At 42.1% G+C, this 15122-nt stretch carries 12 protein-coding genes; 5 read left to right on the top strand and 7 right to left on the bottom strand.

What is annotated here, in order from left to right; translation table 11 throughout:
• Positions 1–97: 97 nt before the first annotated feature.
• Positions 98–1213, bottom strand: coding sequence for a DNA-directed RNA polymerase subunit alpha C-terminal domain-containing protein (locus BN3769_RS00340; RefSeq protein WP_068466420.1), 1116 nt, complete (start codon positions 1211–1213; stop codon positions 98–100).
• Positions 1214–1411: 198 nt separating this feature from the next.
• Here BN3769_RS00340 and BN3769_RS00345 point away from each other — a divergent pair, with 198 nt between their 5' ends.
• A complete protein-coding gene (locus BN3769_RS00345; protein ID WP_154017756.1) occupies positions 1412–2533 on the top strand; it encodes a hypothetical protein in 1122 nt (373 codons plus the stop codon).
• A gap of 202 nt (positions 2534–2735) precedes the next feature.
• On the opposite strand, the gene BN3769_RS00350 is transcribed toward BN3769_RS00345, so the two are convergent.
• Complete coding sequence (locus tag BN3769_RS00350) at positions 2736–3440, bottom strand: adenylate kinase (protein ID WP_068466424.1); 705 nt, start codon at positions 3438–3440, stop codon at positions 2736–2738.
• Between the two features lie 607 nt (positions 3441–4047).
• Between BN3769_RS00350 and ribD the strand changes: the two genes are divergently transcribed.
• Positions 4048–5139 carry a bifunctional diaminohydroxyphosphoribosylaminopyrimidine deaminase/5-amino-6-(5-phosphoribosylamino)uracil reductase RibD gene (ribD, locus tag BN3769_RS00355; RefSeq protein ID WP_228840573.1) on the top strand — a complete coding sequence of 364 codons (1092 nt, stop codon included), beginning with the start codon at positions 4048–4050 and terminating at the stop codon, positions 5137–5139.
• Here the strand turns inward: ribD and BN3769_RS00360 are convergent.
• The 4 genes from BN3769_RS00360 to BN3769_RS00375 form a co-directional block, all read right to left on the bottom strand.
• Positions 5127–6299: a class I SAM-dependent rRNA methyltransferase gene (locus tag BN3769_RS00360; RefSeq protein WP_068466428.1), complete on the bottom strand. Its 1173-nt coding sequence runs from the start codon at positions 6297–6299 to the stop codon at positions 5127–5129. The genes ribD and BN3769_RS00360 overlap by 13 nt on opposite strands.
• Before the next feature lie 99 nt (positions 6300–6398).
• Positions 6399–6803, bottom strand: coding sequence for a DUF423 domain-containing protein (locus BN3769_RS00365; protein WP_228840580.1), 405 nt, complete (start codon positions 6801–6803; stop codon positions 6399–6401).
• Positions 6804–6806: 3 nt separating this feature from the next.
• Complete coding sequence (locus tag BN3769_RS00370; protein WP_068466432.1) at positions 6807–7259, bottom strand: YbhB/YbcL family Raf kinase inhibitor-like protein; 453 nt, start codon at positions 7257–7259, stop codon at positions 6807–6809.
• Positions 7260–7279: 20 nt separating this feature from the next.
• Positions 7280–7744 carry a YceG family protein gene (locus BN3769_RS00375; RefSeq protein WP_068466434.1) on the bottom strand — a complete coding sequence of 155 codons (465 nt, stop codon included), beginning with the start codon at positions 7742–7744 and terminating at the stop codon, positions 7280–7282.
• Positions 7745–7911: 167 nt separating this feature from the next.
• On the opposite strand from BN3769_RS00375, the gene BN3769_RS00380 reads away from it, so the two are divergent.
• Both BN3769_RS00380 and BN3769_RS00385 read left to right on the top strand, forming a co-directional pair.
• A complete protein-coding gene (locus tag BN3769_RS00380; protein ID WP_068466437.1) occupies positions 7912–8685 on the top strand; it encodes a class I SAM-dependent DNA methyltransferase in 774 nt (257 codons plus the stop codon).
• Positions 8686–8815: 130 nt separating this feature from the next.
• Entirely contained in the window at positions 8816–9697 is an 882-nt protein-coding gene (locus tag BN3769_RS00385; RefSeq protein WP_068466439.1) for a hypothetical protein, read from the top strand.
• Positions 9698–9950: 253 nt separating this feature from the next.
• Here the strand turns inward: BN3769_RS00385 and leuS are convergent, their stop codons facing one another.
• Positions 9951–12491, bottom strand: coding sequence for a leucine--tRNA ligase (leuS, locus tag BN3769_RS00390; protein ID WP_068466440.1), 2541 nt, complete (start codon positions 12489–12491; stop codon positions 9951–9953).
• Positions 12492–12696: 205 nt separating this feature from the next.
• On the opposite strand from leuS, the gene rnr reads away from it, so the two are divergent.
• Positions 12697–15027: a ribonuclease R gene (rnr, locus tag BN3769_RS00395; RefSeq protein WP_068466442.1), complete on the top strand. Its 2331-nt coding sequence runs from the start codon at positions 12697–12699 to the stop codon at positions 15025–15027.
• Positions 15028–15122: the final 95 nt, after the last annotated feature.

The raw sequence follows: 15122 nt of genomic DNA on the forward strand, positions 1-15122 counted from the left end.
CAATCACTTTTATCAGTTAAAGCTTTTATAAATTTTTATTAAAGATGCCGAATTTCTGCCTATTCCCTTGCGTTCGCCCTTCTTGTTCTTTTGAAAATTAGTAAAGTCGGATCCTAAGCTCAACGTTTTTTTGAAAAACGGAAAAAGAAGGGCTTTTCTCTAAAACTCGATAAATAAAACTCAAGGGCTTTTCATCCCACTTTAAGGCAAATTCCCGGTATAAATAGTAGGCGAGTTCTTCTAAAGAATAGGTGATGGAAGGGTGATAAAAATAGCTATCGGCTTTTTCAACAACCTGGCGATAATGATAGGCTTGTTCTTTACTTATACAATATAATTGAGGCGCCGCTTCAACCAAGCAAGCATCAAAAAAGCTTTTATTGCCTAGATAAACATGACTTAAAAACAAGAAAATTTTATTTATCCAGGTTTCTTCTCCGGCACAAAGGCGCGTTAATTTCTCGTTTAATTCCGTGCTTGTTGCTAAACCCTCTCTTTTTTTCATCCAAGGTTTAATTAACGCTTCCGCAATTTCTGTCAAAGCCTCCTGCGCAAATGTCTTTGAAAGAGGAGAATTCAACTCTTGTTGGATTTGGGAAATCATCTTTGCCTGCGTTTCTTTAGGCAAGTGTCTTATTTCTAGGGTCTCTGCCGTAGATAAGGGAAAGAATTCCGCTAGCCCAAATTGATCCATCAATAGGTAAACAGCCTTGCGATTTAGAGCGCCAAGCAAAACACGGAGCAATGATAGAACATTGATTTTAGAAGACTCATTCCAGTAGTGAGAATTTAAATAATTTTCCAGCTTGCTTTTAACCTCATCTATATGTCCTTGACCCAATCCTTTCAAAAAAATATAGTCCTGCTGCCTTAGATTCATCAAATCTCTTAGCTTACACTTATCCTGCTCGCCTAGCGCTTTTTCTGCTTGTGGAGGCAATTCCAACAATTGGATAGGCTCATCTAAAACCCAAGATTGGGCTTTTGACGGCTGTCCTAAAAAATTAAAGGCCAGTTGGTCGGGCTCTTTCCAACAATCGTGATGAGGTTTTAAGGGAGAAGAGGGATTTTTGACAGCAGGGCCAACAGATTCTGTTATATTCAAGCGTCGGATTGTTGATAAATCAATGGTTTCAATTTTATAAATATCACATAGGCCGGGATGGGTATAAGCACGGGAATATAGATTTGTATAATCGGAAGACGCATTCATAATTTTAGAAGGGAGCTACTATTTATGCCGATTTTAAAATATTCTCTAAGAAAATGTCGCCAAATTCGACGACAGACTCTAAAAATCAGATTCAAAGGCATCATTTTTAACAAGACGGCGTAAAATTGCATAGGTTTTTTTTATTCTAATTTGTTAAAAAAGCTTCAGTAAAGATATCCCTTAAAATGAATGACCAAAATGAATATTATGAATTTTCAGATCTATTCTCCAGATGCGCTATATGCCTTATTATTTGACGATCGGCAGCCTCAAGATCGCAATGAAGCCGCTTTATCAAATCTGTCCCCTCATCAACTCCTATCCTGTGCAGCTATTTTGCAAACAAGCGAACGCTCAGATGCCTTTGAAAGATTAGTCAAACTTGTGAACATCCTTGCATCCCCCTCTCAATTGGAAGCGCTTGGAAGAGGGCTCTCGCTTCAACAATTTTTAATGCTGCTCGTCCATTACTTTCATCATCCGTCCGAGCAACATAAACTTTCCCCTTTGCTGGTCGGCCTTCCCCCTACGATTTTTCTGGAGACACTCGATGAGCTTTCGGATGAATATTTGCCTGTTCTTAAACAAGAAAGTATTTCAGAACCCCTTCAACATCAACTCATCGTGTTTGAGCATGATTCGGAAAGGGTGATGGAGGAACTAGCAAAGGCTTTGAATAGCTTGCAAAAAGAGATTGAACGCGTCCAAGTTGAAACCCTGACTTACCAAGAATTAAATCAGATAAAAAAACAAATAGAAGAAATCAAGCAATCCTGCGAAACAAGGCTAAGAGCTCTTAATAAGGCTTTAGCCATTACGTGGAATACCAATCGGATAGACTTGATTGATCGCTTGAGCCGTCTTAAAGAAAAGTTCAACTATTTAATCCAGCAGCAAATCGGACATCCTGCCTATCCTTATTCTACCGGGCTTTATTCCATTTTAGAAAACACTCTCGGTACAGTTTTCAGCGCTGCTTGGGGGCAGCCAAAAGAGGACTCTTTAGACGATGAAGACTCCGCCCTTGAAGGGTTGGCAAAATTCTCCATTTGGTATTTGGAAGACTATTGGAATTTAGGCCTGCTATCCGAGACTTATACACCCGCTCAGCTAGAATTAGAGCCTGATAAGCATTCCGATCAAGACAGGCTTAAGCATCGCCAAGCTCTCTTTGATTTCGTTCAACAGCAATTAAATAAACTTGAAATAGGCACTGTAGGAGCTTTAAAAAAGGCGCAAATTTTTTCCAAACCGATGCTCGAAGACTATATTGCCAAGCACCGCCATTTATTAAAGGACGCGGACAAGCCAGGACATTAGTCATAGAAAGGGCTCATTTCAACCTCCCTTTTTCTTTGCTCTTTAATCTCTGCCGTTATTTTTTTAGCAACCGCAATAAGGTTTACAATCAAGCTAAAAGAATAAGCCTCAGAGCTGGCAAAGAGGGTGAGGATTAGAATCAATCCGGATTCTTCACTGTTCAATATGATTAATCCGGATTGATTCTTTTCACTAGAAAGCCTTACAGCCTGACAGCATCATCGATAAATCTTTTTAATTCAGCATGCACAACATCGGGAGGCTGGTTTCCGTCAAAAGAGGTTAATAAGCCCTGTTCATCATAATATTGAATCAACGGTTGAGTTTGCTGATGGTAGACTTTCAATCTTTCCATCACCACTTCTGGTGCATCGTCAGCCCGCCTATAGACTTCTCCACCGCATTTATCACAAATACCGGCATGAACGGGCGGCGATATATCCCGGTTATAAATGACCCCGCATTGCTTGCAGACTAGCCGTCCTTCTGCCCGCTTAATAATGACTTCATCCGGTACGTCTAAACATAGAACAAAAAAAGGCACTTTCACATTGCGATGAACCGCAAGCTGATTAGCTTGCGAAACAGTACGCGGAAATCCATCCAGTAAATACCCACGCATGCAATCTGGCCTAGCTATCCGATCAAATAGCATATCTAAAACAATCTCATCTGGGACCAATTGACCGGATTGAATAAAACTTTTAGCTCGCAACCCAATCGGCGTTCCAAGCGTCATATTCTCCCGGAATAAATCGCCAGTAGAAATATGGGGAATTTGATAATCTTGCGCTAAACGCTTAGCTTGAGTTCCCTTGCCCGATCCAGGCGGACCGAGGAGAACCAAAACGAGAGAGGTTTGCGGACTACTATGCGGAGCATTAAAAGGTCGTGCACTTTCTAACATAATTTTCTTTAAGGTTTGAGGGATTTAGAGGATGTCTTAAATTCATAATAGCCATATTTGAGATTATTTTCTCTCTAGAAGAAGTTATAACCTAAAGGGAATAGCATAAATAAAGGAAAAATCTAAATCAAGCCTGGAAAGGGAAGATTAAAACCGCTAAAAACCTAGATTCGATTTCTTTTCCTGATAGAGAGAAAATAATTTCAAATACAAATCATTAAAAGCTTTAAAACTCTTAAAAACCTACAAACAAATTTAAAAAACAAACAATTAATTAATTATCACTTTACTATTGATTTAATAATACCCATATTATATAATCCAATTAATTATCACCGCACGACATTTCATTCTCTTTGCTCCCTCCGCTGGGATTTTTCTATCAGGCCGCCAATACACGAAGAAGGATTAATGATTTAGAAGGTTCAGGGACGTTCGCTTCTCATTCCTCTCTCTTTCTTCGTGTATTTGCGCTCTGATAGCCATTCTTATCTGTTTTCTTTTATATTCTATATCTTCTTGAAAATTAGTTAATAATATTTGATATTATTATTATTTTCTCTATATATTAGCTAATTTAATAGCAAAAGAAGTCGTTTTTTTTGATATGCACGTTTATTTTATGCAACAGGCGCTGGCTTTAGCTGAGCAAGCACGCTTTCATGCCCCTCCCAATCCTTGGGTAGGATGCGTCATCGTTAAAGGGAATCAAATTATTGGAAGAGGCTATACGCAACCGCCAGGCCAAGCGCATGCCGAAGTGAAGGCTCTTTTGGAAGCCAAGGAACAAGCACGCGGGGCAGCGCTTTATGCGACTTTAGAGCCTTGCTCGCATTTTGGACGAACGCCTCCTTGCGTGAACGCAATTATTCAAGCAGGCATTAAAGAGGTCTATATTGCCCAGCAAGATCCCGATTCGCGTGTCAGCGGGGCAGGCATTGAATGCTTGCGGAAAGCTGGCATCCACGTATTGACAGGCATTTGCGAGCAAGAAGCCAGAGCGGCGCTATCATCTTATCTTCACCATCGCCGAACCGGTTTGCCCTATACTGTGATCAAAGCAGCCATGAGTCTCGATGGCCGCACAGCGGCTGCGGATGGGACGTCCCAATGGATAACCTCCCTCGAAGCCCGACAAGACGCTCATTTGCAGCGCGCGCATTCCCAAGCCATTATTATCGGCAGCGGAACAGCGCTGAAGGACAAGCCTCAGCTAACCGTCCGCCTCCCCTCTCTTTCGCTTCCACGCCAGCCTTTGCGGGTTCTTTTAGATGCAAAGGGGAAAACGCCCGCTGAAGGCCCCCTTTTCGATTGCAGCTTAGCCCCTACCCTCGTCATGACGACCGAACAAGCGCCTATGAGAAGGCGGGAAGAGTGGGAAAGGGCCGGGGCAGAAGTGATGCGCTTATCCGAACAAAAGGGAAGAATCAATTTAACAGACGCCTGGAAAATATTGGGAAAAAAGGGAATTCTGCAAGCTCTTGTCGAAGGAGGATCGACTTTGCAAAGCGCTTTGATCGAAGCCAAGCTACTCAATCGCCTAGTTTTATATATGGGGCCTATTTTATTGGGCTCAAATGGCCTTCCTCTATTCTTAAACTCCATTCCGACTTTGCAAAAAGCCCCTTCCTTTAAATTACTTTCGGTCGCTTCACTTGGAGATTGCGTGAGGGCCGATTATGAACCTTACTCGATATAAAGCAGAAAGCTTTTCAGGTAATGGCTTTCGGGATGATAAAGATTAATCGGATGATCAATCGCCAGGCGGTGGCGTCCAATGATGCGCACGAACCGCTTTGCCTCCCAAGCTGCCTGAAAAAGCACTTTTTGAAATAAATCTTCGTTAACATAATGCGAGCAGGAGCATGTAAGAAGCAACGAGCGGGCAGGCATTTTCTGCATCGCCAAACGATTAATGTCTTTATACCCTCTACAGGCGGCTACAATATCTTTTTGCCTTTTAGCGAATGCCGGGGGATCCAAAATAACGAGATCGTAATCCAAGGAATGTTCGCGTAAAAAAGCGAAAACATCGGCGCAGTAATAATGCTGGCTTTGCTTATCCAATTGATTCAACGTAGCATGCCGCTTAGCAGTTTCGATAGCCTCTTGGGAAATATCAACGGAATCCACCAACTGGGCTTCCCCTGCTAAGGCATAGACGCTAAACCCTCCGGTATAAGAGAAAGCATTGAGGACGCTTTTGCCTTTTGCCAACGTTCCGATCCATTGGCGCATTTCACGGTGATCAAGAAAGAAACCCGTTTTTTGCGAATGGGCCAGGTTGGTTGTAAAAATTAGTCCATTCTCTTTAAAACTCACCTCTTCTTTTTCTTCTCCGGCTAAGAACCCTTGCTCATCCTTTAAGCCTTCTTCTTTGCGCGAAGGTAGCAAGGATTTTTCATAAATGGTTTTAGGATGGAAATGCTTGTTCAATGTCTCAACCAGCCAAGGCTTTAACTTATCCATGCCTTTTGTAGAACATTGAATGACAAAGACTTGATCATACACATCAATGATCAGTCCGGGCAACCCGTCGCCTTCTCCATTGATCAACCGAAAGGCATTTGTCACATTGAGATCAAACCAATTTTTTCTCAGCTCCCAAGCAGATAACAAATGCTGCTCTATCTTTTGCAAGGGAGGCGTTTGATCGAAAGCGACCATTCTTCCCACAATACCGGACTGCCGATTAAAATAGCCGCTGCCTAGAAACTGCCCATCGGAAGCATAAACGGGCAAAAAATCTCCCTCTTTAAAAGAAGGAAAAGATTGAACGGCTCCGGAAAAAATCCAATGATGGCGATGGCGGATAGCTTTGTCTTTGCCGGGTTTAAGGATGACGCCTTTTGACTGCATGTAAATAACCTAAATTTAAGAAGAAATAATAAGAGAGAAAAATTATAAGATAAGAGCGAAGTCTATAGCAATAAGTAAATGATTAAGAGGATGTCTTTTTTAAAGCAAACTTTTTGCCAGAAATCCCCCGATAATGATACCTGCCCACCCCAACAATAAGAGCGTGCCGCCAATAGGCGTTATTGCCCCCCAAGCTTTTATCCCGGAAAAAACGAGGATATAAAGACTGCCAGAGAAAATAAGCGTTCCGAAAAAAAATAACCAGCCAGCCGCTACTAGCCAAGACGAAGAGAAAAAACCTAGGCAAGCAGCCAATCCGACCAAAGCCAACGCATGATACATTTGATAGCGAGCTGCCACTTCAAAAATAGTTAGGAAATCTGGAGATAATCTAGCCTTCAAAAGATGCGAGCCAAAAGCCCCGGCAGCCACAGCAAGAAAGCCCAGCAATGCGCCTAAAATAAGAAAAAGATGTTGGTGGGAAAGCATAGCGTTTTGATCCATCACTTAGCGTTGATATGTCCCCATTAGCTCCGCTTGCTCAATGACATGTCCTTTCATTGCCTGCTCAACGTCTTTCTTACTGGACGCTTCAGAAAGAGCAAGCGGAACATCTAAAGCATAAAGCTTAAAAAAGTAACGATGGGGCTTGCCGGGAGGCGGACAAGGCCCACCATACCCTTTCTTACCGAATCCATTCTTCGCTTCAATGGGATGCGGGCTTAAACGTTTGAGTTCTGGAGCCCCTTCGGAAAGCTGAGTTACATGAGGCGAAATATTCCAAATGATCCAATGATCAAATACTCCATGAGGGGCATCCGGATCATCGACGATGAGAACTAAGCTTTGGGCATGCTGCGGAATTTGTAGAAATTTAAGAGGAGGAGAAATATTTTCTCCACTACACGTATATTTAGAGGGAATAGGCTGCTGATATTCGAAAACAGATTCAATAATCATCCTTTTTCCTCTCAGTGAAATTAGAATTCTTTACTTTTTTGCGATCCTTGCACTTTACTCGTCACTATTTTCCACTTTGTCTTTAAATTTTCTACGTTTTGCTTAAACTTATCCACTTCCTTTCCCAAGGTGGCAAATAAACTAATAATCATTTGATCCACATCTTTTTTAGCTACATCCTCAGCCTTGGTTTTTTTAAAGGATAAAATTGCATCAAGAGCATGCTCAATGCGTGCATTAATTTCTACATTTTGCGATTGCGCCAATTTTCTTTCTTCTAAAGAATCAGCATTTACGCTCTCATTATACTTTTTAAGGGCCTGCAAAAGATCGTTAACATCTTTTTTAGAAATATCGTTTCTTGGATGCTGGATTTTTTTTTGGAAATTTTCAATTTCTGCTGTTAAATGGTCAAGTTCTTGAAGAAATCCCATATCGCCTTGAATTGGATATCTTTCAACCATTAATCCTCCTATCGCTGCCATTTAACGCTCCTTATAATATATTTTTTTGCATGATAGCAACTCTTTTTAAATTAGTCAATTCTTAATCTAATCTTAACAAAATAGGCAAACCTCCTTATCCTCATCTATAACTCGACAAAAAATAATTGAATATGAGATAGTTATAGCATTTAAATTTAGGACAGCTTATGACAAAGCACACATCTACTTCCTGGGAATCCAGCGGCCAATGGTATGATCAAACGGTTGGCGAACAAGGACACTACTACCATCAAACCTTGATCATTCCCAACTTATTAAAATCATTTCATTTTAAGGATAATCAGCCTGCCTCTCTGCTTGATTTGGCTTGCGGCCAAGGGGTGCTTAGTCGCCATCTTCCTTCTTCTGTTTCTTATGTCGGCGTCGATATTTCTCCTCAATTGATTGCTTCGGCCCGCCAGTACAGCAAGCAAAAATCCCATCAATTTCTGACAGGCGATGCGACCCTTCCCCTTCCCACGTCTAAAAAAGACTTTACCCATGCCGCCATTATTTTAGCTTTGCAAAACATCGAAGATCCTTTAAAGGTCTTTAAGAATGCTTATGATCACTTGCAGCCAAACGCATCTTTTGCGATTGTTCTCAATCACCCCTGTTTCCGTATTCCCCGCCAATCTTCTTGGCAGGTTGATTCCAACAATAAAATCCAATACAGACGAATTGATCGCTATATGTCTTCAATGAAAATTCCCATTCAGACTCATCCGGGAAAAGGCAAAACTTCCCCTCAAACGTGGTCCTTCCACCATCCCTTGTCCGCCTATAGCCGATGGCTGCATGAAGCAGGCTTCTCAGTGGAACTCATTGAAGAGTGGTGCTCTAATAAGGTGAGCGAGGGCAAGGCGGCAAAAATGGAAAATCGCAGCCGAGAAGAGATCCCTCTCTTTATGCTCTTGTTAGCTCGCAAGAAAACCTTTTAAGGAATTTATTCCAACGCAATAGATTATAGTTTTTTATTTCATGTAAATTATTAATAAAACAAAAAAAGTAGTATTAATAAATATAAAAATATATAATTATTTTATAAATAACTGTTATTGTAGAAAAAAAATGAGAAATATATTTATAGATTCGGCTAATTTACCGGCTCATTATTGCATGCATCCTGCAAGGGCCGAACAATCGATAAGAGGACCTGACGGAAGGCTTTATCAATTATTAGGAATAAGAGAAAAAGATTATTCTATTGCGCATCGCATTTGGGTTGGAGTTCAAGCATTTGTTAAAACTATATTTTCTTTTGGACTTGGACTTTTATTTGACCAGGTAAGAGAAGAATGGACAGTGTCTTTTACAGGTAAAAGATACTTTAAGGTTTATGCCCCAACTGAAAATCATTCAACAGAAAGAACGTCTCAATTGAGCTCTCAAATTCTCACGCATTCATCGACGGATGAACAGCGAGCTGCCCAAACAGGAGAGACAACTCAGGAGGGTCAGCTTAACGAGGCTAGTAGAACCTTATATGAAAAAATTAATAATGAACTAATTAGATTAAATGCAAAAGATTATTCGCCTGAGGTTTGGTTCTCTTTTTATGCTTTTATTTCAACCATAGCCAAGGACGCTGAGGAAAAATTTTCACTTTCTTCAGATCAACTTCAAAATTTAAATATTTTTGAGGGAAAGGTTCTGTCAAAAGAAGATTTAAAAAAATTTACATTATACTTTGGAAGCTGCTCTCCTCGAGAACAGGGGTGGGTACAAGTTTTTGCCAATAATCAGGCTTCCTTTTGTATGCATACATTAATGCAAAGGGAAGACAGGCAAGAGTTAGTCCAAGAAATAAAAAATGAATTAGCACGACAACATCAAACATTTGAGTCTCCCAGGAATTTGATTACTCCTTCTACTTGTTTCTGGTTAAATCTTAAAGATTTAGCTTCTTTTTCGGAAAAAAGTGAATTTATAAGGCTTTATCAAAATGCTTAAGAAATACAAGAATGAGCAGCCCGTTATTTGGTTGATTTCCACCTAAATCTTAAATACCAAGAGACTGTCCACTCTTTCTAAAAGTGGATTAAAACCGCTAATGACCTGAATTCGAGTTCTTTTTCCCTATGGGAAGGTCCGCTTAAAGGAATAACAAATCGGCTTATTTCAACTTGCTTTCTATTCTGTCGTAGCCATGCCGGCTGCATGGCTACGACAGACACTCAATTTTTCATTAAGAAAATCTAATTTCCTAAGACGCTAAAACAATGTTAAGCAATTTATTCGGAACAAAGATGACTTTGTTGATCTCTTTTCCTTCGATGAATTGCTTAATATGAGGATGCTGGCGAGCTGCCTCTAAAACTGTCTCTTGCGTTTGATCTTTTGGCAATTCGAAACGGCCGCGCAACTTTCCATTGATTTGAACGACATAGGTAATCACTTCATCTTGCAAATATTTTTCCTCTATTTCTGGAAAAAGGGCATAAGCAAGCGAATCTTCATAACCAAGCTGCTGCCAAACCTCCTCTGCTAAATGCGGGGCAAACGGCGCTAGCGCTTGTGTAGCCATGCGAACGACAATGCGGGGATAAAGCGGCAGCTTGGTAAATTCATTCATGAATTCCATCATTTTAGCAATGGCCGTATTGAACTGGAGCGATTCAATATCTTTTTTCACTCCATGAACAAGCCGGTGGCCCATCCTTAACGCCTCTTCCGACACCTCATTGGATACCTTTTCCGAGAAGGCCATATCATAGAAACGGTTGAGGAAACGTCTGCATCCAGAGACGGCATCGGTATTCCAAATTTTCTCTTTTTCTAAGGGCCCCATAAACATTTCATATAAGCGCAGGGCATCCGCTCCATATTCCTGAATAATTTCATCCGGCGTAACGCCATTGAGTTTTGATTTAGACATTTTCTCAATTTGGCTTGTCAGCTCTTCTCCGGTGCGGACATCAAAGAATTTGCCCTCTCTTTCCTGCACATCGTTTGGATCTATGTACGCTCGAGAGCTATTTTGATAAGAACGGGCGACAATTAAGCCTTGGTTGCGAAGAGTTTGGAAAGGCTCCAATGTATGGACATAACCGCAATCGTACAGAACTTTGTGCCAGAATCGCGCATACAGCAAGTGAAGAACTGCATGCTCGACTCCCCCTACATACATATCGACGGGCAACCAATATTTTTCTACATCGGCGTTCCATGCTTGCTGGTCATTGTGAGGATCGCAAAAGCGCAGATAATACCAGCAAGAGCCTGCCCATTGAGGCATAATATTCGTTTCGCGGAATACCTTCTTGCCGGTTTTGGGATCGGTAATTTCTACCCACTCTTTGACTTTGGCAAGCGGACTTTGCCCATCGCCGCTTGGTTTATAGTCGGAAAGCTCGGGAGGACAAAGCGGCAATTCATCTTCTCCCAGCAAACGGATGCTTCCATCTTCAAATTTTAAAAGGGGGAAGGGTTCTCCCCAATAGCGCTGGCGGGAAAACAGCCAATCGCGAAGCTTATAAGTTGTTGCGGCCTTTCCCTTTTTATTGAGATCTAGCCATTCAATAACGGCCCTTTTTGCCTCTTCCACAGTTAAGCCATTTAAAGACAAGTCGCCATGTTCGCTGTTGATTGCTATGCCTGTCCCTGGCCAGCATTTTTTTCCATTCAACACGTCTTGACGAACTATCTCCTCTTCTTCTTTCGGATCATAAACGGGAACAATGGGAAGCTGGAACACCTGGGCAAATTCAAAGTCGCGCTCATCGTGGGCAGGAACAGCCATAATAGCTCCGGTCCCAACCGTCATTAACACATAATCGGAAATCCAAATAGGAACGGATTTGCCATTGACGGGATTAATTGCATAGCCCCCTGTAAAAACCCCAGTTTTCTCTCGATTAAGCTCCGTTCGATCTAAATCGCTCTTGCTTGCCACTTGCCTCTGATACTCTTCCACAGCCTCCCGCTGCTCCGGAGTCGTGATGCGGGGCACCAACGGATGTTCGGGAGCCAGCACCATATAAGTCGCACCGAATAGAGTGTCTGGGCGGGTTGTAAAAACAGTCAATATTTCTTTAGTGGTCGGCTCCATAAAATACACATGGGCGCCTTCGCTTTTGCCGATCCAATTAATTTGAAGCTTCTTCAAGCTTTCGGGCCAATCAACCAAGTCCAAGTCTTGAATAAGGCGATCCGCATAGGCCGTAATTTTTAAAATCCATTGACGCAAAGGACGGCGTTCGACAGGGTGCCCGCCTTCCTTGGCTTTGCCATTTTCAACCTCTTCATTTGCCAAAACGGTGCCCAGGGCGGGACAAAAATTGACAAGCATTTCAGCTTCATAGGCCAGCCCCTTTTCATAGAGCTTAGTAAAAATCCATTGCGTCCATTTATAATAAGAAGGGTCGCTGGTTGCAATTTCCCGGTCCCAATCATAGCTAAAGCCTAAGGAACGCAGCTGGCGACGAAAATTGTCAATGTTCTCTTTAGTCGATTGAGCCGGATGCGTGCCTGTGCGAATAGCGTACTGTTCAGCAGGCAAACCAAAGCTGTCCCATCCCATCGGATGCAAAACATTATAGCCTTTTGCTCGCATATATCGGGCTAAGATATCCGTTGCCGTATAGCCCTCGACATGACCGACATGCAGCCCTGATCCTGAAGGATAAGGAAACATATCAAGGACATAATATTTAGGCTTCTCTGACTTGTTTTCCGTTTTAAAGGTTTTATTGTCGAGCCAGAATTTTTGCCACTTGGCTTCTATTTGCTGATGATCGTACTTCATTTTATTCCGTTATGTTAACTGATAATTTTTTTATCATTCTAATGAATGCGCAAGACATTTCTTCACTTTTTGAAGGAAATCACAAAATTTTATCTGCCAGCCTATCAGACGACAAGCATAAAAGAGAGCTAGCGAAGATTAAAGGGCTGTGTTACAGTCAATTCTTAATTCATTTATTGTACTGAAAGGTGATTCTATTAATTCTATGGTAAAAAATAGCAAAAAGTCAAAAAAAAAGGAACTTCCTGTCAGAAGCGCCAAAGAAGAGAAATTATTTCAAAATTTATTAAAGATCACAGAGCAGTTCATGGGAGGCAAAAGCTTTATGCCTCTGAGCGAACAAGAGCTCATGCAACGCCTTTCTCTTCCTCCGCAACATGAGACTATTTTTAAAGACGTCCTGGCCAAGCTTCTTGAATTGGGTTTAATAGAAGAAAGCAACGAGCGCTTCTCTTGGAAAAAATCCCGCACGGATGTGGTCACCGGCGTCCTAAAAATGCATCCCCGCGGTTTTGGTTTTGTCCAGCTCGAAAGCAAAGTCATCTATGACCAAGATATTTTTATTCCCAAGCACTTAACCAAAAATGCCGTTGATGGCGACATTGTTGAAGTCCTCGTCAATCAAGAAATGATATCGGATAAAGGCCCGGAAGGAAAAGTCATTGCCATCTTGTCGCGTGCGCGCACGCATATGGCTGGTATCATTCATCACGTGGACATGGACGGATCTTTTATTGCCCACGTTCCCCTGCTAGGAGCCCAACAGCGCGTGGTCGTCCAACCAACAGACGAGCACCCCCTGCGCATGGGGGACCGCATTGTCATGGAAGTCATCGACTGGGGATCTAAGGAAACAGAAACCCTTTGCCGCTTTTCCCATTTTTTAGGCCATATATCAGACCCTTCCTGCGATATTTCCGCCGCCATTGAAGAGTTTGAGCTTCGGAGCGATTTTCCACATGCCGTCGTTGAAGAGGCCTTAAAACTAGGCAAACAAGTTTCGCGTGCAGATATCCAAGCAAGAGAAGACCTGCGCCATTTGACCACGTTTACCATTGATCCCGATACAGCCAAAGACTTTGACGATGCGTTAAGCCTAACCAAAAATAAAGATGGCACCTACAATTTAGGCGTCCACATTGCCGATGTTTCCCATTACGTCAAGCCGGGAACGGCCCTCGATGCGGAAGCGCAGGAAAGATGCAACTCCACTTACTTTCCAGGTGTGTGCATTCCCATGCTTCCCGGAGCCCTTTCCGAAAATCTTTGCAGCTTAAAACCAAATGTCAATCGTTTAACAGTTTCAGTCTTAATGCACCTAGATGAAAAAGGGCAAGTCTTAAGCTATCGCATGGTCCGCTCAGTCATCCGAAGCGCTAAACGCTTTACATACAAAGAAGCCAAAAAGGTCCTGGATGGAAAAAAAGAGAGCCCTCATGCAGCGACGCTTGCTTTGATGGTCGAAGTCTGCCGGTTGCTTAAGCAAAGGCGCTACGATAGAGGAAGCATTGAATTTGCCTTGCCGGAACTTGTCGTCCTTGTAGATGAAAAAGGCACGCCTTATGGAACCGATTATATTACGTATGATATTACCCACCAAATGGTGGAAGAGTTTATGCTCAAAGCCAATGAAATGGTAGCTTTGCACCTTTACGAACACGGCAAGAACCTAACCTATCGTGTTCACGAAGAACCTGCGGAAGAGAACCTGCGCGATTTTAGTCTCCTAGCAGCTGCGTTTGGCTTTCGCGTGCCTGATAATCCTTCCACGCGAGATCTGCAAAAATTATTTGAAGAAGCAGGCGAGACGTCTTACAGTAATTATCTTGCTTCCAGCTATATTAGACGCATGCGCCTGGCCGCTTATTCGCCAGAAAATATTGGCCATTATGGCTTAAGCCTGACGCATTATTGCCATTTCACAAGTCCAATCCGCCGCTATGTCGATCTTGTCGTTCACCGCATTCTATTTGGAGAATCGGATGAATTCGAATACCTGCAGCACATCGCCAGCCGCTGTTCAGAGCAAGAACGCATCAGCGCTAAAGCGGAAAACAGCGTCGTCATTTTAAAGAAGCTGCGCTTGCTTCAAAAAATGCATCAAGAAGATCCCTACAAACAATATGATGCCATTATTACACGTGTTAAAAACTTTGGCGTTTATTTTGAAATCTTGGATCTTCTCTTGGAAGGCTTTATCCACATTTCAGATTTAGAAGAAGATTACTTTGTTTACGAGGAAGAATTGATGCGCCTGCGAGGAACGCGTAGAGGAGGGTTATATTCTCCGGGCGACCGCATGGCCGTTGTCTTGCAAAACGTTGATTTTATTTCGCAAGAGACTAAATGGTACATTGTTTCTACGCAGCATTCCGAGCAGGCTTTAAAGCCCCAAAAGCAACATAAGAAAGCGCCAAAGAAAAAAACCGGGCCCTCCTTATTGAAAAAATGGTCGGGCAAAAAAGCTAAGGGCAAGCACAACGACTCAAAAAAGAAAACGGACAAAAAAGCTAAAAAGAGAAAATCGAGACGATAATTTTTAGTTACACTCAATAAAGTTGAATGGTCGTATTTATTTCATTTTGATGAGATATCGTATTATCAGCTATACTAAATCTCTTGCATAACTTG

It is taken from the genome of Candidatus Protochlamydia phocaeensis, from assembly GCF_001545115.1.
Taxonomy (GTDB): Bacteria; Chlamydiota; Chlamydiia; order Chlamydiales; family Parachlamydiaceae; genus Protochlamydia_A; species Protochlamydia_A phocaeensis.

Bases quoted from the DNA above. Each gene is read 5' to 3' on its own strand.
- BN3769_RS00340 (WP_068466420.1), bottom strand. From the start codon at position 1,213: ATGAATGCGTCTTCCGATTATACAAATCTATATTCCCGTGCTTATACC.
- BN3769_RS00345 (WP_154017756.1), top strand. From the start codon at position 1,412: ATGAATATTATGAATTTTCAGATCTATTCTCCAGATGCGCTATATGCC.
- BN3769_RS00350 (WP_068466424.1), bottom strand. From the start codon at position 3,440: ATGTTAGAAAGTGCACGACCTTTTAATGCTCCGCATAGTAGTCCGCAA.
- ribD (WP_228840573.1), top strand. From the start codon at position 4,048: ATGCACGTTTATTTTATGCAACAGGCGCTGGCTTTAGCTGAGCAAGCA.
- BN3769_RS00360 (WP_068466428.1), bottom strand. From the start codon at position 6,299: ATGCAGTCAAAAGGCGTCATCCTTAAACCCGGCAAAGACAAAGCTATC.
- BN3769_RS00365 (WP_228840580.1), bottom strand. From the start codon at position 6,803: ATGGATCAAAACGCTATGCTTTCCCACCAACATCTTTTTCTTATTTTA.
- BN3769_RS00370 (WP_068466432.1), bottom strand. From the start codon at position 7,259: ATGATTATTGAATCTGTTTTCGAATATCAGCAGCCTATTCCCTCTAAA.
- BN3769_RS00375 (WP_068466434.1), bottom strand. From the start codon at position 7,744: ATGGCAGCGATAGGAGGATTAATGGTTGAAAGATATCCAATTCAAGGC.
- BN3769_RS00380 (WP_068466437.1), top strand. From the start codon at position 7,912: ATGACAAAGCACACATCTACTTCCTGGGAATCCAGCGGCCAATGGTAT.
- BN3769_RS00385 (WP_068466439.1), top strand. From the start codon at position 8,816: ATGAGAAATATATTTATAGATTCGGCTAATTTACCGGCTCATTATTGC.
- leuS (WP_068466440.1), bottom strand. From the start codon at position 12,491: ATGAAGTACGATCATCAGCAAATAGAAGCCAAGTGGCAAAAATTCTGG.
- rnr (WP_068466442.1), top strand. From the start codon at position 12,697: ATGGTAAAAAATAGCAAAAAGTCAAAAAAAAAGGAACTTCCTGTCAGA.